At 42.4% G+C, this 24,197-nt stretch carries 28 protein-coding genes; 16 read left to right on the forward strand and 12 right to left on the reverse strand.

What is annotated here, in order from left to right:
* Window positions 1-133 precede the first annotated feature (133 nt).
* A complete protein-coding gene (def, locus tag V7K27_RS30325; protein ID WP_334952303.1) occupies window positions 134-700 on the forward strand; it encodes a peptide deformylase in 567 nt (188 codons plus the stop codon).
* Between the two features lie 296 nt (window positions 701-996).
* Here the strand turns inward: def and V7K27_RS30330 are convergent, their stop codons facing one another.
* From V7K27_RS30330 to V7K27_RS30340, 3 genes are all read right to left on the reverse strand, one after another.
* Complete coding sequence (locus V7K27_RS30330; RefSeq protein ID WP_334952239.1) at window positions 997-2,016, reverse strand: tRNA-dihydrouridine synthase family protein; 1,020 nt, start codon at window positions 2,014-2,016, stop codon at window positions 997-999.
* Between the two features lie 13 nt (window positions 2,017-2,029).
* Window positions 2,030-2,698 (reverse strand): nucleotide exchange factor GrpE, encoded by a 669-nt coding sequence (gene grpE, locus V7K27_RS30335; RefSeq protein WP_442947660.1) that lies wholly within the window; start codon window positions 2,696-2,698, stop codon window positions 2,030-2,032.
* Between the two features lie 105 nt (window positions 2,699-2,803).
* Complete coding sequence (locus tag V7K27_RS30340) at window positions 2,804-3,295, reverse strand: Dps family protein (RefSeq protein ID WP_334952241.1); 492 nt, start codon at window positions 3,293-3,295, stop codon at window positions 2,804-2,806.
* A gap of 49 nt (window positions 3,296-3,344) precedes the next feature.
* Between V7K27_RS30340 and V7K27_RS30345 the strand changes: the two genes are divergently transcribed.
* Window positions 3,345-3,608, forward strand: a complete 264-nt coding sequence (locus V7K27_RS30345) for a hypothetical protein (protein ID WP_334952243.1) — start codon at window positions 3,345-3,347, stop codon at window positions 3,606-3,608.
* Here the strand turns inward: V7K27_RS30345 and V7K27_RS30350 are convergent.
* Window positions 3,494-3,757: a ParB N-terminal domain-containing protein gene (locus V7K27_RS30350; protein WP_094329374.1), complete on the reverse strand. Its 264-nt coding sequence runs from the start codon at window positions 3,755-3,757 to the stop codon at window positions 3,494-3,496. The two genes, V7K27_RS30345 and V7K27_RS30350, sit on opposite strands and share 115 nt — an antisense overlap.
* Before the next feature lie 112 nt (window positions 3,758-3,869).
* Between V7K27_RS30350 and V7K27_RS30355 the strand changes: the two genes are divergently transcribed.
* Window positions 3,870-5,537, forward strand: coding sequence for a SpoIID/LytB domain-containing protein (locus V7K27_RS30355; protein ID WP_334952244.1), 1,668 nt, complete (start codon window positions 3,870-3,872; stop codon window positions 5,535-5,537).
* A 190-nt stretch (window positions 5,538-5,727) separates the two neighbouring features.
* Here V7K27_RS30355 and V7K27_RS30360 read toward each other — a convergent pair whose 3' ends face one another.
* Window positions 5,728-6,027: a ferredoxin gene (locus V7K27_RS30360; RefSeq protein ID WP_300419210.1), complete on the reverse strand. Its 300-nt coding sequence runs from the start codon at window positions 6,025-6,027 to the stop codon at window positions 5,728-5,730.
* Window positions 6,028-6,732: 705 nt separating this feature from the next.
* On the opposite strand from V7K27_RS30360, the gene V7K27_RS30365 reads away from it, so the two are divergent.
* The 4 genes from V7K27_RS30365 to V7K27_RS30380 all read left to right on the forward strand — a co-directional run bounded on the left by V7K27_RS30365 (window position 6,733) and on the right by V7K27_RS30380 (window position 10,392).
* Entirely contained in the window at window positions 6,733-7,788 is a 1,056-nt protein-coding gene (locus tag V7K27_RS30365) for a Gfo/Idh/MocA family protein (RefSeq protein WP_334952245.1), read from the forward strand.
* A gap of 286 nt (window positions 7,789-8,074) precedes the next feature.
* On the forward strand, window positions 8,075-8,860 hold the full coding sequence (map, locus tag V7K27_RS30370; RefSeq protein WP_334952246.1) for a type I methionyl aminopeptidase: 786 nt from the start codon (window positions 8,075-8,077) through the stop codon (window positions 8,858-8,860).
* Window positions 8,861-8,884: 24 nt separating this feature from the next.
* On the forward strand, window positions 8,885-9,514 hold the full coding sequence (locus V7K27_RS30375) for a restriction endonuclease subunit R (RefSeq protein ID WP_334952247.1): 630 nt from the start codon (window positions 8,885-8,887) through the stop codon (window positions 9,512-9,514).
* A gap of 263 nt (window positions 9,515-9,777) precedes the next feature.
* Window positions 9,778-10,392, forward strand: coding sequence for a Uma2 family endonuclease (locus tag V7K27_RS30380; protein WP_334952248.1), 615 nt, complete (start codon window positions 9,778-9,780; stop codon window positions 10,390-10,392).
* Between the two features lie 216 nt (window positions 10,393-10,608).
* On the opposite strand, the gene V7K27_RS30385 is transcribed toward V7K27_RS30380, so the two are convergent.
* Window positions 10,609-11,961 (reverse strand): pentapeptide repeat-containing protein, encoded by a 1,353-nt coding sequence (locus V7K27_RS30385; RefSeq protein WP_334952249.1) that lies wholly within the window; start codon window positions 11,959-11,961, stop codon window positions 10,609-10,611.
* Between the two features lie 357 nt (window positions 11,962-12,318).
* Between V7K27_RS30385 and upp the strand changes: the two genes are divergently transcribed.
* The 3 genes from upp to V7K27_RS30400 all read left to right on the forward strand — a co-directional run bounded on the left by upp (window position 12,319) and on the right by V7K27_RS30400 (window position 13,778).
* The gene (upp, locus tag V7K27_RS30390; RefSeq protein ID WP_334952250.1) at window positions 12,319-12,969 is read left to right on the forward strand and encodes a uracil phosphoribosyltransferase; all 651 of its coding nucleotides are present in this window, start codon (window positions 12,319-12,321) and stop codon (window positions 12,967-12,969) included.
* Between the two features lie 75 nt (window positions 12,970-13,044).
* On the forward strand, window positions 13,045-13,398 hold the full coding sequence (locus tag V7K27_RS30395) for a hypothetical protein (RefSeq protein ID WP_334952306.1): 354 nt from the start codon (window positions 13,045-13,047) through the stop codon (window positions 13,396-13,398).
* 128 nt (window positions 13,399-13,526) lie between these two features.
* Complete coding sequence (locus tag V7K27_RS30400) at window positions 13,527-13,778, forward strand: YggT family protein (protein WP_334952251.1); 252 nt, start codon at window positions 13,527-13,529, stop codon at window positions 13,776-13,778.
* 385 nt (window positions 13,779-14,163) lie between these two features.
* Here the strand turns inward: V7K27_RS30400 and V7K27_RS30405 are convergent, their stop codons facing one another.
* Entirely contained in the window at window positions 14,164-14,595 is a 432-nt protein-coding gene (locus V7K27_RS30405; protein ID WP_334952252.1) for a biotin carboxylase, read from the reverse strand.
* 85 nt (window positions 14,596-14,680) lie between these two features.
* Window positions 14,681-14,986, reverse strand: a complete 306-nt coding sequence (locus V7K27_RS30410; protein ID WP_334952253.1) for a Uma2 family endonuclease — start codon at window positions 14,984-14,986, stop codon at window positions 14,681-14,683.
* Window positions 14,987-15,294: 308 nt separating this feature from the next.
* Here V7K27_RS30410 and V7K27_RS30415 point away from each other — a divergent pair, with 308 nt between their 5' ends.
* The 3 genes from V7K27_RS30415 (at window position 15,295) to V7K27_RS30425 (ending at window position 16,967) form a co-directional block, all read left to right on the forward strand.
* Window positions 15,295-15,906 carry a hypothetical protein gene (locus V7K27_RS30415; protein WP_334952254.1) on the forward strand — a complete coding sequence of 204 codons (612 nt, stop codon included), beginning with the start codon at window positions 15,295-15,297 and terminating at the stop codon, window positions 15,904-15,906.
* Between the two features lie 259 nt (window positions 15,907-16,165).
* The gene (locus tag V7K27_RS30420) at window positions 16,166-16,465 is read left to right on the forward strand and encodes a type II toxin-antitoxin system TacA family antitoxin (protein ID WP_334952255.1); all 300 of its coding nucleotides are present in this window, start codon (window positions 16,166-16,168) and stop codon (window positions 16,463-16,465) included.
* The gene (locus tag V7K27_RS30425) at window positions 16,449-16,967 is read left to right on the forward strand and encodes a GNAT family N-acetyltransferase (protein WP_334952256.1); all 519 of its coding nucleotides are present in this window, start codon (window positions 16,449-16,451) and stop codon (window positions 16,965-16,967) included. The genes V7K27_RS30420 and V7K27_RS30425 overlap by 17 nt, the downstream gene beginning before the upstream one ends.
* Before the next feature lie 185 nt (window positions 16,968-17,152).
* On the opposite strand, the gene V7K27_RS30430 is transcribed toward V7K27_RS30425, so the two are convergent.
* Window positions 17,153-18,355, reverse strand: coding sequence for an alpha/beta hydrolase (locus V7K27_RS30430; protein WP_334952307.1), 1,203 nt, complete (start codon window positions 18,353-18,355; stop codon window positions 17,153-17,155).
* 25 nt (window positions 18,356-18,380) lie between these two features.
* Between V7K27_RS30430 and V7K27_RS30435 the strand changes: the two genes are divergently transcribed.
* Together V7K27_RS30435 and V7K27_RS30440 are read left to right on the forward strand one after the other, a co-directional pair.
* Window positions 18,381-18,524: a hypothetical protein gene (locus V7K27_RS30435; RefSeq protein WP_334952258.1), complete on the forward strand. Its 144-nt coding sequence runs from the start codon at window positions 18,381-18,383 to the stop codon at window positions 18,522-18,524.
* A gap of 121 nt (window positions 18,525-18,645) precedes the next feature.
* Window positions 18,646-20,139, forward strand: a complete 1,494-nt coding sequence (locus V7K27_RS30440; protein ID WP_334952259.1) for a nuclease-related domain-containing DEAD/DEAH box helicase — start codon at window positions 18,646-18,648, stop codon at window positions 20,137-20,139.
* Here the strand turns inward: V7K27_RS30440 and V7K27_RS30445 are convergent.
* The gene (locus V7K27_RS30445; protein WP_334952260.1) at window positions 20,086-20,874 is read right to left on the reverse strand and encodes a hypothetical protein; all 789 of its coding nucleotides are present in this window, start codon (window positions 20,872-20,874) and stop codon (window positions 20,086-20,088) included. The two genes, V7K27_RS30440 and V7K27_RS30445, sit on opposite strands and share 54 nt — an antisense overlap.
* Window positions 20,875-21,044: 170 nt before the next feature.
* Window positions 21,045-21,929 carry a shikimate dehydrogenase gene (locus V7K27_RS30450; protein ID WP_334952261.1) on the reverse strand — a complete coding sequence of 295 codons (885 nt, stop codon included), beginning with the start codon at window positions 21,927-21,929 and terminating at the stop codon, window positions 21,045-21,047.
* A gap of 153 nt (window positions 21,930-22,082) precedes the next feature.
* Here V7K27_RS30450 and V7K27_RS30455 point away from each other — a divergent pair, with 153 nt between their 5' ends.
* The gene (locus tag V7K27_RS30455; RefSeq protein ID WP_334952262.1) at window positions 22,083-23,009 is read left to right on the forward strand and encodes an alpha/beta fold hydrolase; all 927 of its coding nucleotides are present in this window, start codon (window positions 22,083-22,085) and stop codon (window positions 23,007-23,009) included.
* Between the two features lie 448 nt (window positions 23,010-23,457).
* On the opposite strand, the gene V7K27_RS30460 is transcribed toward V7K27_RS30455, so the two are convergent.
* The gene (locus V7K27_RS30460; RefSeq protein WP_334952263.1) at window positions 23,458-24,108 is read right to left on the reverse strand and encodes a sigma-70 family RNA polymerase sigma factor; all 651 of its coding nucleotides are present in this window, start codon (window positions 24,106-24,108) and stop codon (window positions 23,458-23,460) included.
* Between the last annotated feature and the right edge of the window lie 89 nt (window positions 24,109-24,197).

Genomic DNA, 24,197 nt, shown 5'->3' on the forward strand with positions numbered 1-24,197 from the left:
ACTCCTAACTCCTAACTCCTAACTCCTAACTCCTAACTCCTAACTTTTAACTCCCCACTCCTAACTCCCCACTCCTAACTCCCCACTCCCCACTCCCCATTCCCCATTCCCCATTACTTAAAGGAGTTTTATGATGACTGAATTAGCGCCAATCATTCAATTAGGGAATCCAACATTGCGCCAAAAAGCTGCTTGGGTTGAGAATATTCAAGATGAGGATATCCAAAAACTAATTGAAGACTTAATCGCCACTGTTGCCAAGGCTAACGGGGTGGGAATTGCTGCGCCTCAAGTAGCACAATCCTATCGTTTGTTTATTGTGGCTTCCCATCCTAATGCTAGATATCCCAACGCCCCGGAAATGGAACCTACTGCGATGATTAATCCCAAAATCATTGCTCATTCAACTGAAGTTGTCAAAGATTGGGAAGGTTGTTTAAGTGTTCCAGGAATTCGGGGGTTAGTTCCTCGGTATAAAGCTATTGAAGTGGAATACACTGACTCTCAAGGCAACTTACAAAACCAAGAATTAACCGATTTTATCGCTCGGATTTTTCAACACGAGTACGATCATCTCGACGGTATTGTATTTGTAGATCGTTTAGAGAACACTCTCGATATGATCACTGAGCAGGAATACCAAGAACGAATAGTTAAAGAAGTCGGAAGTCGGAAGTCGGAAGTCGGAAGTCGGAAGTAAGTTTTGTGACGGGGATTTAGCGCTGCATTGCGGTCTTGGGGTCTCCCCCGATTTTCAATCTACGGTGTACACACAAGTGTTGGAAGGTTGCCCCACAGCCTTTTGATCCCCCCAACCCCCCTTAAAAAGGGGGGCAAAAAAAATTCTCAAAGTCCCCCTTTTTAAGGGGGATTTAGGGGGATCTTACGATGTTTTGCATAGTGTGTAGAGATGTGTGTACACCGTAGCGATTTTCAATCGGGGGATTCTAAGTCATTATTAAATTTCTATGGCCGAATTAGATTTGTTGTCCACAGTTACACGCTCAAGGAGGGTGCTAAAGCTAAAGTTTTCTTTTGATCAGCAAGGAGAAAGCGATCGCAGAGGTTAAACAGTTCTACCTCGGTTTGGGTCTGTCGCATCAGCCGCAGGAAATCACCTTCAGCGTCAACATTCAGGGCAATGTAGTTGAGGAACATTTTGAGGTAGCCTACGCGCGATCGCTCTGGCATAGTTGCTGCTGTAGGGGTTTGCCATAAACGATCAATATAGTTCCGTACCTCTACTAAAGGAACGGGTGCGATCGTCTCGAAGCGCAAAGCCTGCCGAATTTGATTAAAAAGCCAAGGATTGCCGATCGCCCAGCGTCCCACCATCACACCCGCCGCCCCCGTTTGAGAAAGCACTTCAACAGCAGTTGTCGCAGAGTCGATATTGCCATTGGCAAGCACTGGACAATCGACTCGTCTGACCGCTTCAGCAATCAAATCATATTTCACTGCCCCGTGGTACATATCTTTCACCGTGCGACCATGCAAACTCAGCAAATCAATGCTGTGGCGATTGATTATATCTAGAATTTCGTAAAAGTTATCTGTATTTTCAAACCCTACGCGCATCTTGACGGTCAAAGGTCGATCGTTGACAGCAGAACGCACTTCTCCCAAAATCCGATCCACTTTTTCTGGTAAGAGTAGCAATCCACCCCCAACATTTTTGCGATAGATTCTAGGTGCTGGACACCCCATGTTCAAGTCAACTCCAGCAATATTATAGTTGCAGAGTTCCTTTGCTGTTCTTACTAAGTCTGGAATGCTTTCGCCAATCATTTGAGCAAAAACGGGGCGACCCGTGTCGTTTTCGGTGATTGCTGCCAGAATGCTACGATTCAGCCGTGAGGTTTCATTGACGCGGAAATACTCGGTGAAAAAGTAGTCAGGACTGCCGTAGTGGGCAATCACCTTCATAAACCAGAGGTTTGTTACATCCTGCATGGGCGCAAGAGCCGTGAGGGGTAGGTCTGGATGCAGCGATTGGGGGAGCGATACCTGGGACATAGAGATATTGATTTTACTCAAACGGACTCACTTTGGCTCGATGAAGCAGCTTCTCACCTTGAAGGTAGCCAGTGTAGCGCACCTTGACTATTTCACCTAGTTGTGCAGTTCCCTTAATCAATTGGTGCAGTTGGGGGTTATAAGGTAATTCTGCTCCCACGGGTGCGATCGCTTCCACTCCCCACGCTTGTAAAAGTTTTTCTAGGGGTTTCTGCACCAATGGTACTATTTTGACTGCTGCTAGCTGTGGATTTTCTTGCGCTTTCTGTGCTGCTGTTGGCCATTGTAATAATAAAGACTCCAGCAGTTGCAAACTCGACTGCTGGAATTCTTGTAGTAATATTTCTCGCTGCTGTTCTAGTTGCAGCTGCGATCGCTGGTACTCTTTTCTTAAATCTGCAATTTCTTCTAATAATTCCTGAGTAGGTGCTGCTTTCTGTTGTAACAACTCTACGGTTGAAAAAGTTGTGATTAATTCATTCAAAGGCATCTTTAGCACTGGCGACAGCTTGAGCAACACATCAAGCCGCATCTGCTCTAGCTTTCCTTGGCGTAACCGCAAAAGTTGACGCTCTGAGACACCAGCAGCGCGACTGAGCGCTTTAAAACTAGAAATACCCACTTGTTGCATTAAATCTTGCAACTTTTGGGTATTGGGCATGGGGCATTGGCAATTGGGCATTAGGCACTTGTACTGAGCGAAGTCGAAGTATTGGGCATTGGGAATTGGGCATTGGTGATTAAGTTTTTTCCCTATTCCCTATTCCCCATTCCCCATTCCCTATTTCTATTCTTCCAGTAAACTTCTCAACATCCAAGCTGTCTTTTCGTGTACTTGCATCCGCTGAGTCAATAAATCGGCGGTAGGTTCGTCGCTAACTTCCTCTACCACGGGGAAAATAGACCGTGCAGTTCTGACTACGGCTTCTTGTCCTTCCACTAATAAGCGGATCATTTCTACGGCTTTAGGAACTCCGGGAGTTTCTGGAATCGAACTCAGTTTGGCATATTCGCTGTAGGTTCCGGGTGCCGGATAGCCAAGCGCTCTAATTCTCTCGGCTATTAAATCAACTGCTAAAGCTAATTCTGTATACTGTGTTTCAAACATCAGATGTAACGTCTGGAACATCGGCCCCGTTACATTCCAATGGAAGTTATGAGTTTTCAGATACAGTGTATAAGTATCAGCCAACAGGCGAGATAAACCCTCAGCAATTTTAGCCCTACTTCCCTCGTCAATGCCGATATTTATATTTTTAACTGTTACTTTCGATGACATAATTTTCTCCTAATTAGGTTATATGTAATTTGATGATTGGGCATGGGGCATGGGGCATTGGGCATTGGGCATTGGGCATGGGGCATTGGGCATTGGGCATTGGTTATTTCCCTCATCTCCCTCATCCCCCTCATCCCCCTCATCTCCCTCATCCCCCCACTCCCCACTCCCCACTCCCCACTCCCCACTCCCCACTCCCTATGCCAAGTGCATCTTCAAAACGCTCCGGGGTGCTTTACGGACTCTGGCTAAAACGGTTTCTTTGCCTAAACGCTGGCAAGCTTCATACCGATGGCAACCAGAAAAACCATAATATTGTCCATCTACTTCTAGGACATCTATAGGTTCTTGCTGCCCAATCTCCGCAATCGATTCCATTAAAGCTTGCACTTTATTTGGATCGTTTACACGGGGCAATGGCCGTTTTATCTGATTTAATGGAATTTCTTGGACTCTAACCATAAGGAGTTTATCCAACTAGTTCTGTTTTCTGTCTCTAAATAAATCATAGTCATTATGACTTCGTTTTGCAAGTAGTTTGGGCAAAACTGGTAATGGTATCATTGGAGCATTCATGCGACAAAAAAACCGCGCTACAAAGCAATTGGAAAATCAGCTCCAACGCCGCATTCAGGGGCAGAATCAGGTAGCCATGAAATTTTCGTTTTGGCGTTTTTCCCACACTCTGCTGACAACATTTTGTCTATTGGGACTAACTGCTGCATCAGGGCCTGAGAGCAACATCCAGGATATGGAACTGAAAATTGGGATTGTACAGCGATTTGGCGATAAACCCACAGCCAAGCTGCAACTAGAACCCACAAAAGGCGATCGCTTAAAGCTAAAATTTAAAACGGGCAACAATCAGCAAATCCTAGTTACCAAGAACCCTGTAAAGCTAGAAACAGTAATGCAAGCTTTACCCCAGTCAGCAGTCGAAGAAGTGGTAGTTTTAGGCACATATCGCACCTTTGAAAATGCCGAAGACAGTGCTAAGAAATGGCGTTCTCAGGGAATAGAAGTGGAAATAGCCCAGCCAGAACGCTGGCAGGTTTGGGCAAAACGAGATGTTTACAGCACTCCTTTACTGCGACGCTTGCTATTTCAGAACATCCAAGCTTCTACCAAAGAAAAAGTATATCTTGATACTAAAATTTTAAAACAAGTGCCGCGAGTGAGTTGGGTAGTGGATGGTAAACGCTACAGCCCGAATGATTTAGAAATTAGCACTGATAAAAACTTGATTCGGGTGAATAAAAGCGAAAAGCAAGAATTTGCTCGTCTTTATGCCGGACGACTGAATTTGCAGCCAAATGCCTACGGCACATACACTCTAGTTAATCAAGTACCTTTAGAAACTTATTTGCGTGGGGTTTTGCCTTACGAAATCGGCACGGATGCACCAACAGCGTCCCTGCAAGCTCAAGCAATTCTGGCGCGAACTTATGCCTTGAGAAATTTACGCAGGTTTGCCGCAGATAACTATCAGTTGTGTGCTGATACTCACTGCCAAGTTTATTATGGGCTGAATGGAGCGACTGCCAAAACAGACCTGGCGATCGCCTCAACCAGGGGTAAAGTACTAACATATAACAATGAACTAGTAGACGCCCTGTATTCTTCCACGACTGGTGGTGTTACCGCCTCCTTCAGCGATGTCTGGAATGGCGATGATCGTCCCTATCTGCGTCCTGTACTGGATGCTGCGACTAATTTTTGGAACTTGTCTAAGCAGAGTTTAGCAGATGAAAAGAACTTTCAAAAATTTATTAATACCCAACAAGGATTTAATGAAAGCAAGTGGGATATGTTTCGTTGGCACAAGGAAACCCCTTTAAAGGATATTAGCAAGGACTTGCAGAAATTTTTGCAGGTGAAAAACAGTCCCGATGCCAAATTTAAGACAATTCAGGCTATGGCAGTAGTGAAGCGAAGCCAGAGTGGACGCATCCTTGAACTCGCGGTTAAAACTGATCGTAGCACCTTTGTTCTCCACAAAGATGAAGTTCGTAGTGCCTTTGCTGCTCCTAAGAGTACGCTATTTTACATAGAACCCCTGAATAAAGGCAAACCCGAACTGTGGGGATATGCTTTTATTGGTGGTGGATTAGGACATGGAGTTGGCTTGAGTCAAACTGGCGCTCAAAATTTAGCTAAATTAGGTTGGTCAAGTCCAAAAATTCTCCAATTCTACTATCCTGGCACTCAGATTCAAATTCTCAGCAAAGAGACTAAACTTTAAGCATACTTAAAAAATTAAGCAGGAACACAAAATTTACTGTGTTCCTGCTCAACACAAAATTAGGCTTTTTGTCAAAGTCGCTTTCAGAAATACACACAGCATTGCTAAGGTGTTAACCCTAGATGCGGTGCTTCTATTTTGTCAACATTAGTCACTCTTGCAAGAGGTTTATCGTTGAGGGGACTAACTCTTAGTAGAGTTCTTCTTCTTTGTGAGTTTCGATTGTCACGTCAGAGGTTGGGTAAGCGACACAGGTGAGTACATATCCAGCTTCTATTTGATCGTCATCTAAGAATGACTGATCACCCTGATCAACGGTACCCTTTACGAGTTTACCTGCACAGGTCGAGCAAGCACCAGCGCGGCAAGAGTAAGGCAGGTCAAGACCAGCTTCTTCAGCAGCGTCTAGAATATAGGTATCGTCATCAACATCAAGTGTTTGGTTCAGCCCTTCGGCCTCGTTGATTAGTGTGACTTTAAAACTTGCCATTGAGTAATCCTCTCTTTTGCAAACGGCAGTATAAGTTATCTTAAGGCAAAGGTCACGGCTATTCTGTGGGATTAGCCGCTCATTAAAATTTGCTTCAATTCTGATACTACGAGAAAAATTAAACGATGTAACTGGAAATTGAACCCGATTAGTAATGAAATTTAGTTGCTTAATCCCGATAAGTTTTATTTATATAATTTCCTGCCCTAGTCAGCCTGTGATTAAAAAAAACTATCTTAGGGATGAAAAAACATGAATAGGATTAATGCCACCGATATTTTGTCGGACTTACGCACAAGAGATCCTCAACTTTCCTGAAAAACAAAAATGTTTCATTCGATCAGGTAAGTAAGTGGGTCAAATGAAATATAAAACCTCACCCTGCCTCCGGCTTCCCTCTCCGTGAGTTCGGAGAGGGATTGAGGGTGAGGTTTGATATTATGTTTAATTACACCTACCTACTTAGATATTTTGTCAATATTATTATGAGCGAGAAAAAATAAGCTTTGAAGTTGGTAATCCAAAAATTACCGCAACGACTCCGTAAATTTAAGTGCCTTCTGCGCTTCTCTACGAGACGCTCCACGATCGCTATGATAATTATTGGATCAGATTTTTTAATCACCTGATTTTTTGGGGTTAGACGCTTGTAAATTAGCGCCTTTTAGGAAACTGGCAGGATGAAAAACAGAACTAGCGAGGATCATGTATAATCCAGAAGCAGCTTTGGAAAAAGCAAGAGTGCGTGTAGGTTTGGTAGGTACTGGCTATGCGGCAACGTTTCGGGCTAAGGCATTTCTTGATGATCAGCGATCGCATTTAGTCGCAGTTGTTGGTCATACCGCAGAAAAAACAGAAACCTTTGCCAAAGAATACCAGATTGAAGCGTTGAGTTCTTGGCAAGAGCTAGTAGAGCGTGAAGATATAGACCTAGTGGTGATTTGCACAATTAATCGAGATCATGGTGCGATCGCTCGTGCAGCCCTTACCAACGGCAAACACCTAATTGTAGAGTATCCCCTTTCATTGGATGTAGTCGAAGCTGAAGAACTGATTGCCTTAGCCAAAGCCCAACAAAAACTTCTGCACGTTGAACACCTAGAAATTTTGGGTGGTTTACATCAAGCCTTGAAGCAAAACTTAGCCAAAATTGGTGAGGTGTTTTATGTTCGCTACAGCACCATCAATTCCCAGAATCCTGCACCCCGCAAATGGACTTATAACCACGAGTTGTTCGGTTTTCCCTTAATTGGTGCCCTGTCTCGCCTACATCGTCTCACCGATTTGTTTGGTAAAGTATTTACAGTTAACTGTCACCAGCGATATTGGGAAATAGAACCGGAATATTACCAAACCTGTTTCTGCACTAGTGACATTTGCTTTAACAGTGGACTTTTAGCCCAAGTAATTTATGGCAAAGGCGAAAGTATTTGGCAATCAGAACGCAAGTTTGAAGTTCACGGTGAAAAAGGTGGTTTAATTTTTGATGGCGACACAGGATTTCTGATCCAGCCAGGGGAAACAACACCTATAGAGGTTGGTCCTCGCCGGGGTTTGTTCGCCAAAGACACGAATATGGTGTTAGACCATCTTTTTGATGGCACTCCTTTGTACGTTACCCCAGAGGAGAGCTTATATAGCCTAAAGGTTGCTGATGCTGCACAAAGAGCTGCACAGACAGGGTTAACTATGTTTATGAAAGATACTTTAGTTAAAGAAGTCGGAAGTCGGAAGTCGGAAGTCGGAAGTACAGTTTTGTAACGGTAATTTAGCGAGAAACGCGGTCTTGGGCAAAGCCCCAAGTGGAGCGATTTCTCAAGACAGCGCTGCATTGCGGTCTTGGGGTCTCCCCCGCCGCAGGATGCGCGATCGCAAAGCGGACGCACCAGAAGCGCACTAAAGGAGCAACTTTGCAAGACAGAACAAGACTTACATACTTACGGCTTCTCTTGTAGCCGGGGATTTAAACCAAACCGTTGTTTGTTGACAAAAGGGACTGAGTTTTACCCTTACCGAGTGTTTCTATAAAAGTTGATGAAAAAAGTTGATGAAAACTGAACTAATTGTTATTTTATCCCAACGAGAATTAGACAAAATGCGTCAAGCTGGGCGTTTAGCAGCCAAACTTCTCCAGCATCTAGAACCGTTCGTGAAACCAGGGGTTAGCACTCTTGAACTCAATGATGAAGCGGAACGTTGGACGCAAGCGCATGGAGCAAAAAGCGCACCCCTTGGCTATAAGGGCTATCCGAAGTCGATTTGCACTAGTGTAAATGAGGTAATCTGTCACGGCATTCCCAACGCCAAGCAAATTCTCAAGGAAGGTGACATCATTAATATTGATGTCACGCCGATTGTTGAGGGTTATCACGGCGATACATCCAAGACATTTTTTGTTGGTACTCCTTCTCCAAAAACCAGAAAGCTGGTAGAGGTGACAGAAGAGTGTTTGCGCCTGGGTATTGCTGAAGTTAAACCTGGGGGACGCATTGGCGACATTGGTGCAGCCATTCAAGAGTATGCTGAAGCCCAAGGTTTTTCTGTAGTGCGAGATTTCGTTGGACACGGCATCAGTAACATTTTCCACACTGCGCCGGATGTTCCCCACTATGGCACACGCGGTAAAGGCAAGCGCCTCAGACCAGGGATGGTTTTCACTATTGAGCCAATGATTAATGAAGGTACTTACGAAGTCGAGGTTCTCAGTGATAAATGGACTGCGGTGACGCGCGATCGCAAACTTTCTGCTCAATGTGAGCATACCTTAGCTGTTACTGAAGATGGCGTTGAAATCCTCACCCTACCTGAAGGCAAGAATTACTGGGCTAGTTGATTTTTCTACTACTTGATTAACATAATGGTTCAAACTCTTGCTGCGGAAAACGTCACACTAGAGCAACTAATATTGCTCTATGGATTAGAGTTAGTTGATTCGGAAGAATTCTTTCGAGAGTGGCAAGATGACCTACCAGAACTGACAAGTTTAGAAAAGCAGCTATTGGATCAAATAAAGGCAGGTTACATAAATTTACGAAACTATCCGCCTTTATTAGAAAATACAGTCAACACGATTGTTTTATCGCCACTACTATTCATTGGCAAGTTTTATTTACCTCCTTTTCACCTCAAATTAGAGAAATCTATCGAGATTGAAACACAAGACAATCAAACTATCATCAAAGGACGAATTGACTTCTTACTTCTCAATCAAAAATTCTGGGTAACAGTTATTGAGTCTAAACAGGTTGCTTATTCGGTAGAAGCAGGACTTGACCAAATTCTGGCATATATGCTGGCTGCTCCCCAGTCACAAGATGTAGTATTTGGGATGATTACTTCTGGTGGCAGTTTTATGTTCATTAAACTGCTCAAAGGTCATCCTCCTCGCTATGCCACTTCAGATATTTTTGATGTCCGTAACCGTGGCAATGAGTTATATAATGTACTCCAGATTTTGAAGCATATTAGTCAATTAACTTTTGCTTGATTAAAGGTAGTCTCACATCTTGCACCTATTCCTGGCGATTAGAAATCGCGGCTATACAAACGAAGTCCACCTCCGTGGACTAAGAGAAAATCAAAGGTTTTTAACCCAGGGAGGCGGTCACTGAGCTTGCGTTGCCCTGAGCTTTGTCGAAGGGTCGAAGTGTGGGTAAAGTCTCGTGTAGCTGCGACTTATAGTCGCCTGGTGCAAGATATAAGTAGTTAGAATAATTAAGAGCAGTTCTGAACCTGGAAGGACAAATTTCTATGGTATCAGCCACTATTAATACAGGTACTCTTAGCTCTGAGGCATTCGTTGCTGGCTATCTGGATGATCTACGCTACGAGTTAATCGATGGAGAACTAATCGATTTGGAACCCACTGGACTTCATGAACAGGTAACTGGGTTAATTAATCGTAAGCTCAATGTAGCAATTGATCTGCTCAACTTGCCTTGGTTTATTCCGATGAAATGCCTGATTAAACCATTAGGTCAAAATTCAGCCTTTAGACCTGATGTTGTGATTCTTGATCAGACAGCTTTGGCGAATGAGCCATTATGGAGAACTGAGCCAGTTATTACACTAGGCAAATCTGTTAAATTGGTAGTCGAGGTTGTCAGTAGCAATTGGCAAAATGACTATGCCCGAAAAGTGGAAGACTACGAAACATTAGGCATTGGGGAGTATTGGATCGCAGATTATCTAGGGCTGGGAGGCAAACGCTACATCGGCTCATCCAAAGAACCTGTAATCACTATTTATCAGTTAGTCGATGGAACTTATGAAGGACAGCAGTTTAGGGGAACAGAACGCCTCATATCCCAAACATTTCCAGACCTGAATTTGACCGCAGAACAGATATTTGTTGCAGGTCGCTAAAGTTAGAGGATGTTTGAAAAGTCCTCTTGTTGGTAGCAAAAGTATTAGATCCCCCTAAATCCCCCGATCAATTGGGGGACTTTGATTCCGGTTCCCCCCTTTTTTAAGGGGGGTTAGGGGGGATCTAAAAGTGCCTAAAGTCATAGCGAAACACTTTTCAAGCAACCTCTTAGGAGTGGGGTTCTTATTTTTGATTGATGCCCAATATTGGTCTAATTATCTTCCCAACTTATTAGGAATACCTTCACAACCACCAGGAATAGTACCTCTGGTTTTTTCGCCACCCCAAGTGCAACAGTAGCAACGTGTAGACTCAGACATCCGTTGCACATTTGTAAAATCGGCATTTTCCACTACAGCGCCAGTGTGTTCGCCGGTTTCATAATCTGGGCGTTCAGTGCGACTGCGGGGTGATGCTTTGTCTACTACACCGTAAAATAGGCGAACTCCATTCATGTCAGCACCACTGAGATTAGCATTGTATAAAATTGTGCGGTACAGGTTGGCTTTTACTAAATCACAACTGGCCAGATTAGCGCGGACAAGATTAGCTTCGCTGAGGTCAGTCCAACGCAAATCAGTACCAGAAAGGTCTGCTGCGGCTAGCGTTACGCCTAAATCAATGACACGCACACCTTCCAGGCGGTCTTCTGCATATCCGCCACTTCCGTCGAGAATGGGGCGACCTAATCGTTGATCGCGTTTTAGGGGTGACAGCAACTTGGAACGTGAGAGAAAGCGGAGAATTTTCGCTTTACCACTACCATCAACACTACTTAAAATTGCCGCCGTGCGTCCTTCAGCGATCGCTCTCTCTTGAGGCCAATCTTCTAATAGTCCTTCTTCATCTAATACTAAGTCTGAAACGCCTTGGAAATAGGAATCAATCGTCTGTTGCTGAGTAATAATATTTTGCTGAACTGTTAGCAGGTTTTGCTGAATTGTCAAGTCTTTGGAAATAACATATTGTCGCCATGCGACGTAAACGGCGATGACCGCGATGAAAATTTGCCCCAAAGCGCCAAACCATTCTGCAAGGGTTCCAGCAATTTCCCAGTTAATTTGGTGTCCCCAAAGTAGCAAGCGATCGCCTACACCGGTGAATCTGATCAAGCCAATGATCGCTACTATTAGTCCCAAAAAGGCTACAAACAGCGTGCGTTCTTGGGGTGAAAACCACTCGTTTAAAACTTCTAGCAACCAAGGCAATAATATCGCTAGGGATAACAGCAAAGTCATCAGCGTTCCGATAATGCCGATGATCCAGTTATTCAGGATAACTCCAATGAAGGTGATCGCGATCGCCAGGAGAATGATCAGCAATGCCCTCGGCTTAACGGTGAATTGGTTGCTAGTGGGTTGCTTGAAGTCAGAACGGGCAAGTTTTAGAGCAGTTGTATGTTGGGGAGATTGTAAAGATGCGATCGCAGCTAATGCTTGTTGTGTCGCTAGTACTTCTGAGCTTAGGTTCTTCTCAGTTGCACTACCGTCAAAGTCATCCGGTTGCGAATCGTTTTGGGGAACTGGTTCTGGGGTTGGTAGATTTGAAGAATTGGATTCAATCGTCATGTTTTCTATTTTGCCCCAGCAGATTCAGATCAACATCTGTTTTATCAGAAATTGCCCGAAGCTCAAAGTTGCACCAAAATATAGCTTCTAACAGCAGGTCAGACCAAATCTATCGAACTCACGTTAATTTTAGCTGTCAAACAATTTTGGATTTTGCGAATGCAAATAGCGTGTCGGAGACAAAAGTTGCGTGCGGGGGTGGAGGAGTTTGAGCAAACTTTCCAAGACGGATTTTGAATCTTCAATTCCATTATCCAAAATCCAAAATTTAAAATCTAAAATTCGGTCAGCCGGATGCAGGAAAGAGTATTATGGTGTTTCAGTTCTCATACAATAAAAAGGCTCCTATTTCTGGCTATGACGCTACAATTGCGCGTTTATGTTCCACCCCATCCTCTGATCAAACACTGGCTGGCAGTTGCTCGTGATGCAGGCACACCTTCAGTATTATTTCGTAGTGCGATGACTGAGTTGGGAAGATGGCTGACTTATGAAGCTGTGCGAGACTGGTTGCCGACCCAAGAAATATCGGTGCAGAGTCCTTTGGATATCTCTCCAGCAACAGTGATTGATCCGCAGGTGCCTATAGCAGTAGTACCGATTCTGCGGGCTGGACTAGGATTACTTGAGGGAGCGCAGACTTTATTACCTTTAGCATCGATTTATCATCTGGGCTTGGCACGAGACGAAGAGACACTGCAACCTCATTGTTATCTGAACAAGTTACCAGAAAAATTTCACCCCCAAACACGAGTGTTAATTACCGATCCAATGTTGGCAACAGGAGGGTCGATCATGGCGGCAATGGCAGAATTGACACAACGGGGTGCTGATCCAGCCCTGATGCGGATTGTTTGTGTAGTGGCGGCTCCACCAGCTTTGCAAAAACTGAGTGCAGCTTATCCAGGTTTAATAATTTACACGGCAACTATTGACGAAAAATTGGACAACAAGGGGTATATTGTACCGGGATTGGGAGATGCAGGCGATCGCATCTTTGGGACTTAAGTTAGTATGCAGCTAGGGCAGGAAAATGGCATAACTACTGTAAAAGTTGCAAGGTTTGTTGAAGGCAGTAAAGATATGAGTCAGCGAGATGGTTTTGGTAGTGGTTTTTTAGCCGGGGCGTTTGTTGGTGGCGTATTTGGCGGTGTTATCGGGGCACTAATTGCTTCTCGACGCGAGCCAGAATTGCTAGCAGAGGAGGAGACAGAACTGACAGACAGCCAAGCCGAAGCTAAGAAAATAGCAGCAAAGCGACGTCAGATGAAAGCCTCAGAAAGTCAGAGTAATGGTATAGAAACGGCTAGGCGATCGCTAGAAGATAAAATTGCCCAGCTAAATACCACAATTGATGAAGTGCGGAACCAACTGGGAAATGTCAATGGCGGTTCACCCGAAACAACCCATGAGCGATCCCTCACTAAAGACTCCTGAGATTTGTTCAGGCGTGGTGAAAGTGTCAAGTGTGATAAATGTGGAATCCGCAGACACGATGACATGGACTAAATTAAAATTAAAAGATAAGACCGCGTTTGACCCTTAAGTAAGAAACCAATAAATCTATGTACCTTCTGATTACCACTCTGGCTACTTTCATCCAGATTTATACTGTTTTGCTAATTATTCGGGTTTTATTGACCTGGTTCCCCAATATCAACTGGTACAACCAACCATTTGCCGCTTTGAGCCAGATAACCGACCCTTATCTGAATCTGTTCCGCTCAATCATTCCCCCATTAGGCGGTATGGATTTTTCGCCCATGTTAGCTATTATACTGCTTCAAGTAGTAGGTGGTGGTCTGCAAGCCGTTTAGTAACACAGAACTTGCATTTTCCTCCACTTCAAGTAAAGAATTTTAAGTCTGGGCTAATTAGTCCAGACTTTTTAAACTATCTATTAACTTATATCTTGCACCAGGCGACTGGAAGTCGCGGCTACACGAGGCTTTACCCACCGACCTGGGTTAAAAACCTTTGATTTCCTCTTAGTCCACGGAGGTGGACTTCGTTTATATAGCCGCGATTTCTAATCGCTGGGGCTAGGTGCAAGATGTGAGTTAACAAAGTTTAGGGGTTTAATTCCCTCCTCTTGACAGGCAGCAAGTATGTAAGTCTTGTTCTAAATCCCCACAGCATTACTTAATCACGAATTACGAACGCGAGTGCGTGCCGGAGGCTCTATTACGAATTACGAATTATTTAACGCCGGACTTGACCGCTAAATCCGGCTGCTTTAAATTGCTTTAGCTTCAAAGGTAACGGCTGATTCGCAGGTACAGAAATTCTCAATTCAAAATCGCTAATGCCTGGTGGTACCTCAGCAATAGAACCTAAGCGAGTGCGGTTTTGCATCACCGAGTCATTGTTGGCATCATAGATGCGTCCAAAAATATCTGCGTCGTAGACTGTTTTGTAAGTGCCATTTTCGGCTTTGCCAATGACAATAAAACAATTGGCAGCTGCGCTACCACTACTGATAACAGCCCCTTGTGCTAGTTCTGGTGGACAATCTTTATAAGAAACATCAAATAGTTTAATCTGTGTCAGGGCTACAGCTGGGGGAGCGATCGCCCACGATAGAAAGGCGATCAGACAAGAAATAAAAACGACCGTGAGTGAGCGCAACCGCATAAAATACCCCGTGACTTAATTTAATAATTATTTCACTTACAATCTCAGCTTACAGCATACCCCTACTCACTATTCTTTAATTTTCTCATTGATTCGCAACTGCAAATACCTGCTCCACCATCAATTCCAAATCGGGTACTACGTCTGATGCAATGGTCGCCGTACCCTGCAACACCGTATCCTCATACTGTCCCTCCACCCACTTGCAAACGGTGATTTGTTTTAACTGCGGATCAACAATCCAGTATTCGGTAATGCCTCTAGCTGCGTATTCCGTGCGTTTGTAACGGTAATCGCGGCTGCGGTTCTCAGTTCCAGGACTAACGACTTCAACCACCAGCGCCGGCGGGGGCATATCGCGGGTAATCAGACTGCGGGAACTCCCAATCAAAGCCGCTTTCAGACAATACGGTTCGGTTAAGCTGCACAGTCCTTCAAGATCCCCCTTAGTCCCCCTTAAAAAGGGGGAAATAGAGCCATTTTTAGCCCCCCTTTTGAAGGGGGGTTGGGGGGATCAAGTCTTATCCGAACCGTATTGGGAGACAACAGACAGAATAAAGTTTTTCTCCTGACTCCTAACTTCCCTGAATATTAAGCATCTTATGTTTAATTATGTTCATATTTAGCTACAGGGGGATTGGAGACTTTAATTTAACATTTGTAATAATTAGGGAAATAAACCTCAATTGCGATTAACTTATGACTCCAGATGAGATTGAAACAGCTATGTTTGCAGCCTTTAATGATTGTGATGCCGCAAGCTGTCCTCTCACTGACACGCAGAAACAGATATTACTGCAAGTTATAGAGCAAATTCAGGGAAATTCTACCTCTGGGATGTCAAATATTGCTAATCCCTTAGACGAACTTACCGCAGAGGAGTTAGAAGCATTTTTACAATTTGTTAAGGATGAAGAACAACGCAACCGCACTTGGAAAGTGCAACTACTCAACGACTGGTTGCTGGAAAACGACTCTGGAACGGTACAATTTATTCGCAAACGGTATGGTTTACAGTGGCTCAATCGTGTTGAGTCATGTCATTTTGATAAGTATTCTTATTTTGAGGATGCACTAAAGCTGAGAGTAGGCGATCGCATTGAAGCTTCCAATGCACTATGGGAATGGGTGCAAGAGGATGGGCCTTGTAAGCGCGAATGGTTTCCCTGTATGGTGATTCAGATCGAGGAAATTAGCAACAGCGATGATTCCTCTACTAATTGCGTCGTCCGTTTCTTCAACGGCGCTGAGTATGAAATTCAAGGAATCTACGAATGGAATCGCTATAACTGGCGTTGGCCTCAAAAGTAGATATTGAAATATTTTTAACAAAGTATGTGTTTTGTTTAATTCCCCCCTCTTGACAGGCAGCACCAATTAAACGCCTAATTGAAATCCCCCGAAGTAATGCGAGTCGGAAACCGTCCCCACAACAGCACTCAACTCTTAGAGACGCAGCGCGTTCGTCACAAAACTTAATTACGAATTACGAATTACGAATTACGAATTATTTTAACAGATACGGCATAATGCCGTATAGACTTTAAATATAGACTTATATTTGTGTTTTATGAGTGATAACACCTTGCAACAGACAGCTAGATTAGAAGCACGCGTCAATCCTGAGATCAAAGCTCTATGGCAAAAAGCTGCGGATTTACAGGGAGTCACCTTGACGGATTTTGTCATCGCCAGCGTTCAGGAAGCAGCTTACAAAGTTATACAGCAGCATCAAACACTCAAGCTCAGTTTAGATGATGCTGAAGCTTTTGTAGAAGCTCTGCAAAACTTACCGAAACCTTCCGATTCTCTCATCGCAGCAGCTTTACGTTACAAACAAATAATCCCAAAAAATGGTGTTAACGATTGAGTTGCTAGATAGTAAAAGGCATAACCGCTCAATTTTTGCTTGTGGAAATGATAGTTTAGACGCCTATATAGTTAAATCTGCATCTCAACACCTGAAGAAAAAAGTCGCTACAGTGTTTGTTTTGATTGACTCTCCAAGCATGGATATTATTGCTTATTACACTCTTTCAACTTATACAGTAGATATTACTAATCTAGACAAAACCTTTACCAAGGGTTTACCTCGGTATCCTTTGCTGCCAGCTATTTTACTTGGTCGTCTTGCTGTTGATAGCAGTCGTCAAGGTCAAGGTTTAGGAGGAGTAATTCTGATAGATGCTTTGAAGCGTGTCCTAAGAGCTACAGAGCAAGTTGCATCCGTTGCAGTAATTGTAGAAGCTATAGATGAAAAAGCAGTTAACTTTTACCAAAAGTACGGTTTTCAACAATTTAAAGAACATTACTTTAAGCTTTATTTACCCGTTAAAGCGATTGAGGAATTTTGTCTACGTTTTGAAATTTAACAAACAGAATTCAGGTGTCAGTCGCCAGAATTCAGAATTGAATTCTGTGAGCCTAGCGGATGAATAAACGGGTTTAAGTCCCCCACTAAATCGGAGATTTAGTGGTCTTTAATGAGTGGGTAATTCAGACCCGCCACTCATTAATTCTGACTCCTGAATTCTTCTTTAAGTGTATGTTAATAAAATCATTCCTTGAACAACGCCCAAGCCAAAAACCTCTCGGTATGATACAACGCTAATTGATTGCTCACACCGTTGAAAACGGCATCAAAAGCGTGTTCTGCCCAAGGAATTTCTAGAAAAACCGCAGTATTACCAGAGTCATGTAAACGTTCATACATTTCTCTGCCAAACCGCGCTTCTACCAAATGGTCACGACTGCCGTAAATTAATAAAGTTGGTGGTAAAGGATGCGTCAGGTAATTTATCGGTGAAGCAATTTTATACTGATTAGGTAATTCTTCTAAAGAACCACCAATAAATGCTTTTAAAACAGCGCGAGTGTTGATGGGATCGGGAACTGGCGGTGTTTTGTATCCTTCAGTTAAGTTAACAGGCCCGTAATAGTTCACCACAGCCCGAATGGGTGGTGCATCCGGTTGATAAGCCGCTAACATTGCTAGATGCGCTCCCGCAGAACGTCCTAAAAGTATCATACGTTCTGGATCGGCTTCATATTCTGCTGCATGTTTGCGAATAAAATTTAGGGCTGTACGCACGTCATCTAACTGAGATGGAAACCGATATTTAGGTGCGTGTCGATAGTCGATCGCAAATACTGTATATCCATGATTAGCAAGATATTGATTAAACTCGGCATTTGCATGAGGATTGCCATATTGCCAAGCACCACCATAAATTACTACCACTGCTGGATATTTTCCTACCTCTGAAGGTTGGTAAACTTCCATTTTTAAAGGCACTCCCGCAGGAGAAGCAAAGATAATATCTTTTTGATGACGCGTTTTACCTAATGGAATACCCCGAAAGAAATTAACTAAGTTAAAGGGATCGGTTTGCATCTTAGCACTTACTTGGACTGGAATTTGCTCTAGATAATTTGCTGGCAATCCTTCTTTCATCGCTTTAGCCATCTGTATTTGAGTTAGTGGGATATTCACTAGCAGCCATCCACAAATTAGCAATCCGATTAAACTGAAAATACAAGCTAGGCGTTGTAGTTGACGGCGACGAATGTAGAAAAAAGAAAGTAATAAAGAGAGAAAATTTAATAATAATAACCAAGGACTGATTTCTGGCGCTCCTACTGTTAACGTGAGTAAAAACATATTTGGAGCCGGAAGAATAATCCAAGAGCTAAGAAATAGACTTGCAAAACTGAGTAATAATGCAAGCCATGATAAAAGTATTTTTGGTCTAGCAAACATAGACGAAATAAATGACATCAATGATGTGTTCTGTAAGGACGCTACATGGGTCAAAACAGACTCTTGTCATGCCAGTTTTGCCGATTGTGTTCGACGATCGCTCAGTTCATTGCCACGCCACGCTGCTTTATATTTTTACTTAATTTTTGTTGCGATCGCAGTACCATGATAAAGCCTGATTAATATTTTATTAGATTGTTGTCGTAATGTAACACAATTAATGACTAAATAAGAATGTACAGAGTAATATTGCAAAGTACCTAATTATCCTAACTTGGAAGTTAATAATTATGGCAAGAATGATTCCTGACAAGTTATCGTCAACAACAAAGAGCAATGCTGAAAAGAAGCTATTTGAAATTTTTGCAAAAGACCTGAGCGATGATTATATTATTTTTCATGGAGCATGGTGGCAGTGGCAGCATATCAAATATGTCATCCAAGATAGAGAAGCTGACTTCATAATTATTCATCCTGATAAAGGAATACTTATAGTAGAAGCTAAAGGAGGACAGATAAGATATGATTCTGTTGATAAGGCTTGGTATCAAAACCAAAATAGGATGAAAATATCCCCCTTTGACCAAGCTAGACAGATTAGGTACAAATTTCGGGATTTTCTTAGTAAACACAGCGATTTTTCAGTGCAAGATTTTTGTATTGGACAATGTGTTGCTTTCCCTGATGTCGATGAGGTTATAAATGGACTCCCTTCTGAAGCACCACAAGAAATATTACTCTTACGTCCTCAAATAAAAAATGTTAATAGCTGGGTTTCTTCCGTTTTCAGTTACTACGGGAAGGGAAAAGTTACAAAACTTGGAAATAATCGGACAGAAAAAATTGTTGACCTCATATCTCCAAGTAGTAAGTTTAAAAAATATATCGCCAATGATATTGGTGAAATACAACAAGAGATTTTTCAATTAACCGAGCAACAATTCAATATTTTGGATTACCTGTATCATCATTATAAGTGCATAATTCTAGGATGCGCTGGTTCAGGGAAGACTCAATTAGCAATAGAAAAAGCTAGAAGGTTGTGTCAACATAAGATAAGAACACTAGTAATTTGTAAATCTAATAATCTTTCACTATATCTTGCAGCATCATTACAACATGAAATCCAATCAGGGTACTGCGTAGTTTATAGCTATGAAGAAGTAAAGGCAAAAAATTATAAGGTGAAATTTGAGTTTACAGCAATTATTGTTGATGAAGGACAAGACTTTGAGCATCAGGAAATTAATGACTTAAGCAAGTTTATTCCAGATGATGGAATATTCTACATTTTTCAAGACAGTAATCAAAATATTTCAAAGAATGCAAATAAGTTTGCACTTGAGGTAATCCCAAATGTTTTGGATAAGAACTGTCGAAATACTGACAAAATATTCAAGTATGCGAAGCCATTTGTATCCTGTACTCATCCAATAAAGAGTTCGTCTATTGAGGGAAGGAATGTTATAGAACGACTATACCAACAAACGAATAATATACTTAGGATGTTAGAAGAAGATATTCTAAATTTAGTTGATAAAGAGAATCTTATTCCTACCCAAATTGTTATATTAACTGATATGTATCCACTGGCTAAGTCCATACTTTCAGATTCTTTGCATATAAATCGGTTTCATCTCAAGCAGTATTCATTTTCTAATAAAGATCCAAATACTCTTCAGTGGTCGAATGTAGGGATGTATAAAGGACTAGAAAGTGATGTTATAATCCTATTCTTTGAAAAGAGAAAAACGTATACCTTGACTATTATGTGTTTCACTTAATTTTTCGTCTACAATTGAGTAGTAGCAGATTTTGAACTTCAAGGTTTTACCAAAAAGAATCATGAAAGGTGTATCTCTTCCTATATTAATTTGTCTTGAAATCGCTAATAGCAAGTAATCGTGCGATATTGAATCATAAAAAGATGATATATCGGTTTTAAGCATACAACTGCTGTTCTCAACTTGTGCTAATTGCCAAGCTATAAATTCTTTAAAACCTTCATAGTAATACCTATATAAATATCCCTTGGATTTTTTCTTTTTTTCACTATTTCTCTCAAGACGATATGAGAAGCAATTTTGAACAAGCGTAAAATCCAATAATTCAGCTAATACAGATACAAAAATAAATTTAATTACTAAGTCTTTAAATGGAGTGTATATCATTCTCCTGAAAAACATATCTGATTTTGGCAGATAGTAAGAGAATGCAGTTTCTGCATCATATAAATTCGGATTTTCAAGAGATGATTCAATCTCTTTAAACAACTTCTCTTTATTTTGCCTATAGTAATCTATCTCAATAAAGTTACAGTAAGAATCACGAGTTATTCTGTACGATATGGCATATACATAAGCTTTTTCAAAAACTTCTCTCTTCCTTATCTGCTCAATCAAAAAATCTTTATTCATTAGATTGTCTACATTAAAAGTGCTTTTGTTGGCTTTTAGTAAGTCTAATCTAGTATCTGTCGTTCTGCCCAATTCGTTACGCATCCTCCAACGATCACCCACCAAAGTGCAGGTTGTGAGATTTGAGCATTTTTAGACTGGTGCCGCATGAAGAATGCTCACTCACAATCAACGCCTAGTTGTCAAGAATTAAGAATTAATGTCGTAAACGTCAGCGATCGCGCATTGAGTTTACTCTGTCCGCGATGCAGGGCGATCAAATTATTTCTTTATCAACCCAAACCCAAATCCTCTCTCAACGCTTGGCGCATCACTTCTACAGGTATAGTTTCCTGCTGCAACCAGATTTTTAAGGCTGCTGCTCCTTGTTGAACTAGCATTTCTAATCCATCGATCGCAATTGCACCTTGTTTTTCTGCTTGCTCTAGAAATAGCGTCGGTTTAGGAATATATATTAAATCGTAGGCGATCGCACCCGTTGGTAAATTCGCTATTTCCTCTACACTCAAAGGCGACTCATCAACCTTGGGATACATCCCGATAGGGGTTGTGTTTACTAGCAAATCTGCTTGAGGAATCAATTTTGCTAGTTCATCCCATGTACCGACTTGCAAATTCTCTTCTATAGGTGAATTACTCCAACTATCGCAAAATGCTTGTAATTTCTGCACATTGCGCCCCAACACATAAATTTTGGCAAAACCTAGTTGATGACAACCTGCGACAACTGCTCTAGCCGCACCACCATTACCCAAAATTACCGCTACTTTCTGACTCCAATCCTGCTTATAGGTTGTTTGCAAAGGGGCGATAAATCCTTCTATATCTGTGTTTGTCCCCACCCATTTATTATTTTGGCGACTAACAGTATTCACTGCGCCTATAGCTTGAGCGAGGGGTGTAATTTCTGAGAGTAGGGGTATGATTGCTTGTTTATAAGGTATTGTCACATTAAAACCGACAACACCAATAGCGGCGAAACCTGCGATCGCTATCTCTAGATTCTGTGGTTCGATAGGAAAGGGAAGATAAACGTAATCTAATTTTAAATGTGCAATCGCGGCATTATGCATCAGTGGCGATCGTGAATGTTCCACCGGATGTCCAATTACCCCTAGCAGTTTAGTTTTGCCTGTAATCAATCTTTCTTTAGTCATTTGTCATTTGTTATTTGTCATTTGTTATTGGGCATGAGTTATTCCCCTCATCTCCCTCATCTCCCCCACTCCCCACTCCCCACTCCCCACTCCCCACTCCCCACTCCCCACTAGCCTACAATTATTAAAAGCTACTTAACATTTCTTTTGATTATGCAGGCAACTACAGCCCCAACTCCTGGTAAATATTGGCAGTGGCGAGGGTACAACGTTTACTATGTGCGTGCGGGAGAAAAACAATCGCAACGTCCGCCCTTGCTTTTGGTACATGGATTTGGTGCTTCCACAGACCATTGGCGCAAGAATATCACAGGATTGTGTCAAGATTTTGAAGTATTTGCGATCGACCTTTTGGGATTTGGGCGATCGGCAAAACCGAAATTACAGTATAGTGGCGACTTGTGGCGTGACCAACTCCATGATTTTATCAGTGAAGTCATTGGTCAAAAAGCAGTATTGGCGGGTAATTCCCTTGGTGGCTATGCTAGTTTGTGTGTTGCAGCACAACGTCCTGACAGTGTAGCTGGTTTAGTTTTACTCAATAGTGCCGGACCTTTTAGCGACAGCCAGCCTACATCAGAACCTGAAGCTTTACAATCAGAAATTGAAGCGGACATACAACCCGCTACTTTCCAGAAACTTCTGGGTGACGGCACTAAGTGGATTCTTCAACAACCTTTAGCCCAGGTTTTGTTATTTCAATACGTGCGACAACGTTGGATAATTCGCCAAACTCTAGAAAAAGTTTATCTTGATAAGAGTGCGATTACAGACCAATTGATAGAAGAAATTTATCGCCCTGCTTACGATGCTGGTGCGTTGGATGTATTTGTGTCAGTCTTTAGCACTCCTCAAGGGGAAAAAGTTGATGTGCTACTAAAGCAATTAACTTGTCCTTTGTTGATGTTGTGGGGAGAAGCTGACCCTTGGATGAATCCTAGAGAACGTTCCCAAAAATTTCGTCAATATTATCCTGAACTCACAGAACATTTCTTAACAGCAGGTCATTGTCCCCATGATGAAGTACCCGATAGAGTAAACCAACTTTTAGGCGATTGGGTTTTGTCTATTACCAAGTGAATATGCTTTAGACATCTCCAAAATTTAAATATGTTTTATTGAAAGCGGCGGGAAACTCCATCCCCAGGTGTCTGTAGAGGGATAGCCGCCCCGCCGATGAGCGTCATTAGTCATTGGTCATTGGTACTAATGACTAATGACTAAAAACTCCATCCCGCAAGTGGCGTGGAGTTTTTTATCCAGAACCCTTGTAGAGAGGTAGCGGTGTTCATTGGTGTCAACTTAACGTGAAAGCCAGTCTAGAAGCAGCTTTTAGAGATTATCTCATTCCCACTCTCTGACTGGGAATACCTAATGGGAGGGCTGCCGCCTCTTGAGTTGCGACAGAGCCGCAATTGAAGAGCATTTCCAGCCAGAGGCTAGAAACGAGGTATTAAAAGGGTTTTGGCTTAAGTTGACACGCATGAGCAGTGCTACGTCTCGACATTTTTTTCACCAGATGCCTTTTTTATAACAATCCTTCCAATTCGGCGAATTTACGCAAACGTGGTAGACACTGGCGCTGATAAAAACTGCTTAATGTCGGAATTGACAGCCCAAATTCCTCAGATAATTCTCTCCAGCTAACTTCCGGGGGTAGGCGTTTGAGAATTAACACCTGACAATTCACATCTGGACGCCCTTTAATGCAAGTACCACGCAATTCTCCTTGAGAATCTGTCTTAACCCATATCTCCAAGTCTTCCAGAATCGGAGGTGCTTGGGGGATAGCTGGGAGGTTATCTACAGGATCAATAGTTTCACTTATTCCACCCGATGTAGACTGACGAACCCGAAGAGGGACTGTTGTAGCTTGTTCCCGATTCTGGTTAATGTAAAAGTCTTGTAATCTCCGTTTTAAGTAAGCATTCAGCCAGGTGATGACACTGCCATAGGTGGGGTCATAGGTTTGACCTGTCAAACCTTCACAAACATTGCGGCAGAAATATAACCAAGTTTGTTGTAGTGCATCTTGATAGTAGGGAGTACTTTCCCTCCAGAGTCTACTTGCTGTCAAGCGAATAATTTGCGTGAGCAGCTTCTGACGCTGAGGACTTCCAGATGGGTGTCCACAGGCTTCGGTAACTAAGCGGCGTAGCTGTTCATCGAATTGAACCATGACAATCTTGGGGCAGAAAGCAAGAATATCTTAGTATTGCCCATAACAACGCCCTAAAAAATACCTTTCGTCAAGATGGTCTACCTTTT

Source organism: Nostoc sp. (genome assembly GCF_036919575.1).
In the GTDB taxonomy this organism is placed as follows: Bacteria; Cyanobacteriota; Cyanobacteriia; order Cyanobacteriales; family Nostocaceae; genus Nostoc.

What these genes read in the sequence shown, in the direction of transcription:
- def (WP_334952303.1), top strand. Translation starts at nt 134, where the DNA reads ATGACTGAATTAGCGCCAATCATTCAATTAGGGAATCCAACATTGCGC.
- V7K27_RS30330 (WP_334952239.1), bottom strand. Translation starts at nt 2,016, where the DNA reads ATGTCCCAGGTATCGCTCCCCCAATCGCTGCATCCAGACCTACCCCTC.
- grpE (WP_442947660.1), bottom strand. Translation starts at nt 2,698, where the DNA reads ATGCCCAATTGCCAATGCCCCATGCCCAATACCCAAAAGTTGCAAGAT.
- V7K27_RS30340 (WP_334952241.1), bottom strand. Translation starts at nt 3,295, where the DNA reads ATGTCATCGAAAGTAACAGTTAAAAATATAAATATCGGCATTGACGAG.
- V7K27_RS30345 (WP_334952243.1), top strand. Translation starts at nt 3,345, where the DNA reads ATGGGGCATTGGGCATTGGGCATTGGGCATGGGGCATTGGGCATTGGG.
- V7K27_RS30350 (WP_094329374.1), bottom strand. Translation starts at nt 3,757, where the DNA reads ATGGTTAGAGTCCAAGAAATTCCATTAAATCAGATAAAACGGCCATTG.
- V7K27_RS30355 (WP_334952244.1), top strand. Translation starts at nt 3,870, where the DNA reads ATGCGACAAAAAAACCGCGCTACAAAGCAATTGGAAAATCAGCTCCAA.
- V7K27_RS30360 (WP_300419210.1), bottom strand. Translation starts at nt 6,027, where the DNA reads ATGGCAAGTTTTAAAGTCACACTAATCAACGAGGCCGAAGGGCTGAAC.
- V7K27_RS30365 (WP_334952245.1), top strand. Translation starts at nt 6,733, where the DNA reads ATGTATAATCCAGAAGCAGCTTTGGAAAAAGCAAGAGTGCGTGTAGGT.
- map (WP_334952246.1), top strand. Translation starts at nt 8,075, where the DNA reads ATGAAAACTGAACTAATTGTTATTTTATCCCAACGAGAATTAGACAAA.
- V7K27_RS30375 (WP_334952247.1), top strand. Translation starts at nt 8,885, where the DNA reads ATGGTTCAAACTCTTGCTGCGGAAAACGTCACACTAGAGCAACTAATA.
- V7K27_RS30380 (WP_334952248.1), top strand. Translation starts at nt 9,778, where the DNA reads ATGGTATCAGCCACTATTAATACAGGTACTCTTAGCTCTGAGGCATTC.
- V7K27_RS30385 (WP_334952249.1), bottom strand. Translation starts at nt 11,961, where the DNA reads ATGACGATTGAATCCAATTCTTCAAATCTACCAACCCCAGAACCAGTT.
- upp (WP_334952250.1), top strand. Translation starts at nt 12,319, where the DNA reads ATGACGCTACAATTGCGCGTTTATGTTCCACCCCATCCTCTGATCAAA.
- V7K27_RS30395 (WP_334952306.1), top strand. Translation starts at nt 13,045, where the DNA reads ATGAGTCAGCGAGATGGTTTTGGTAGTGGTTTTTTAGCCGGGGCGTTT.
- V7K27_RS30400 (WP_334952251.1), top strand. Translation starts at nt 13,527, where the DNA reads ATGTACCTTCTGATTACCACTCTGGCTACTTTCATCCAGATTTATACT.
- V7K27_RS30405 (WP_334952252.1), bottom strand. Translation starts at nt 14,595, where the DNA reads ATGCGGTTGCGCTCACTCACGGTCGTTTTTATTTCTTGTCTGATCGCC.
- V7K27_RS30415 (WP_334952254.1), top strand. Translation starts at nt 15,295, where the DNA reads ATGACTCCAGATGAGATTGAAACAGCTATGTTTGCAGCCTTTAATGAT.
- V7K27_RS30420 (WP_334952255.1), top strand. Translation starts at nt 16,166, where the DNA reads ATGAGTGATAACACCTTGCAACAGACAGCTAGATTAGAAGCACGCGTC.
- V7K27_RS30425 (WP_334952256.1), top strand. Translation starts at nt 16,449, where the DNA reads ATGGTGTTAACGATTGAGTTGCTAGATAGTAAAAGGCATAACCGCTCA.
- V7K27_RS30430 (WP_334952307.1), bottom strand. Translation starts at nt 18,355, where the DNA reads ATGTTTGCTAGACCAAAAATACTTTTATCATGGCTTGCATTATTACTC.
- V7K27_RS30440 (WP_334952259.1), top strand. Translation starts at nt 18,646, where the DNA reads ATGGCAAGAATGATTCCTGACAAGTTATCGTCAACAACAAAGAGCAAT.
- V7K27_RS30450 (WP_334952261.1), bottom strand. Translation starts at nt 21,929, where the DNA reads ATGACTAAAGAAAGATTGATTACAGGCAAAACTAAACTGCTAGGGGTA.
- V7K27_RS30455 (WP_334952262.1), top strand. Translation starts at nt 22,083, where the DNA reads ATGCAGGCAACTACAGCCCCAACTCCTGGTAAATATTGGCAGTGGCGA.
- V7K27_RS30460 (WP_334952263.1), bottom strand. Translation starts at nt 24,108, where the DNA reads ATGGTTCAATTCGATGAACAGCTACGCCGCTTAGTTACCGAAGCCTGT.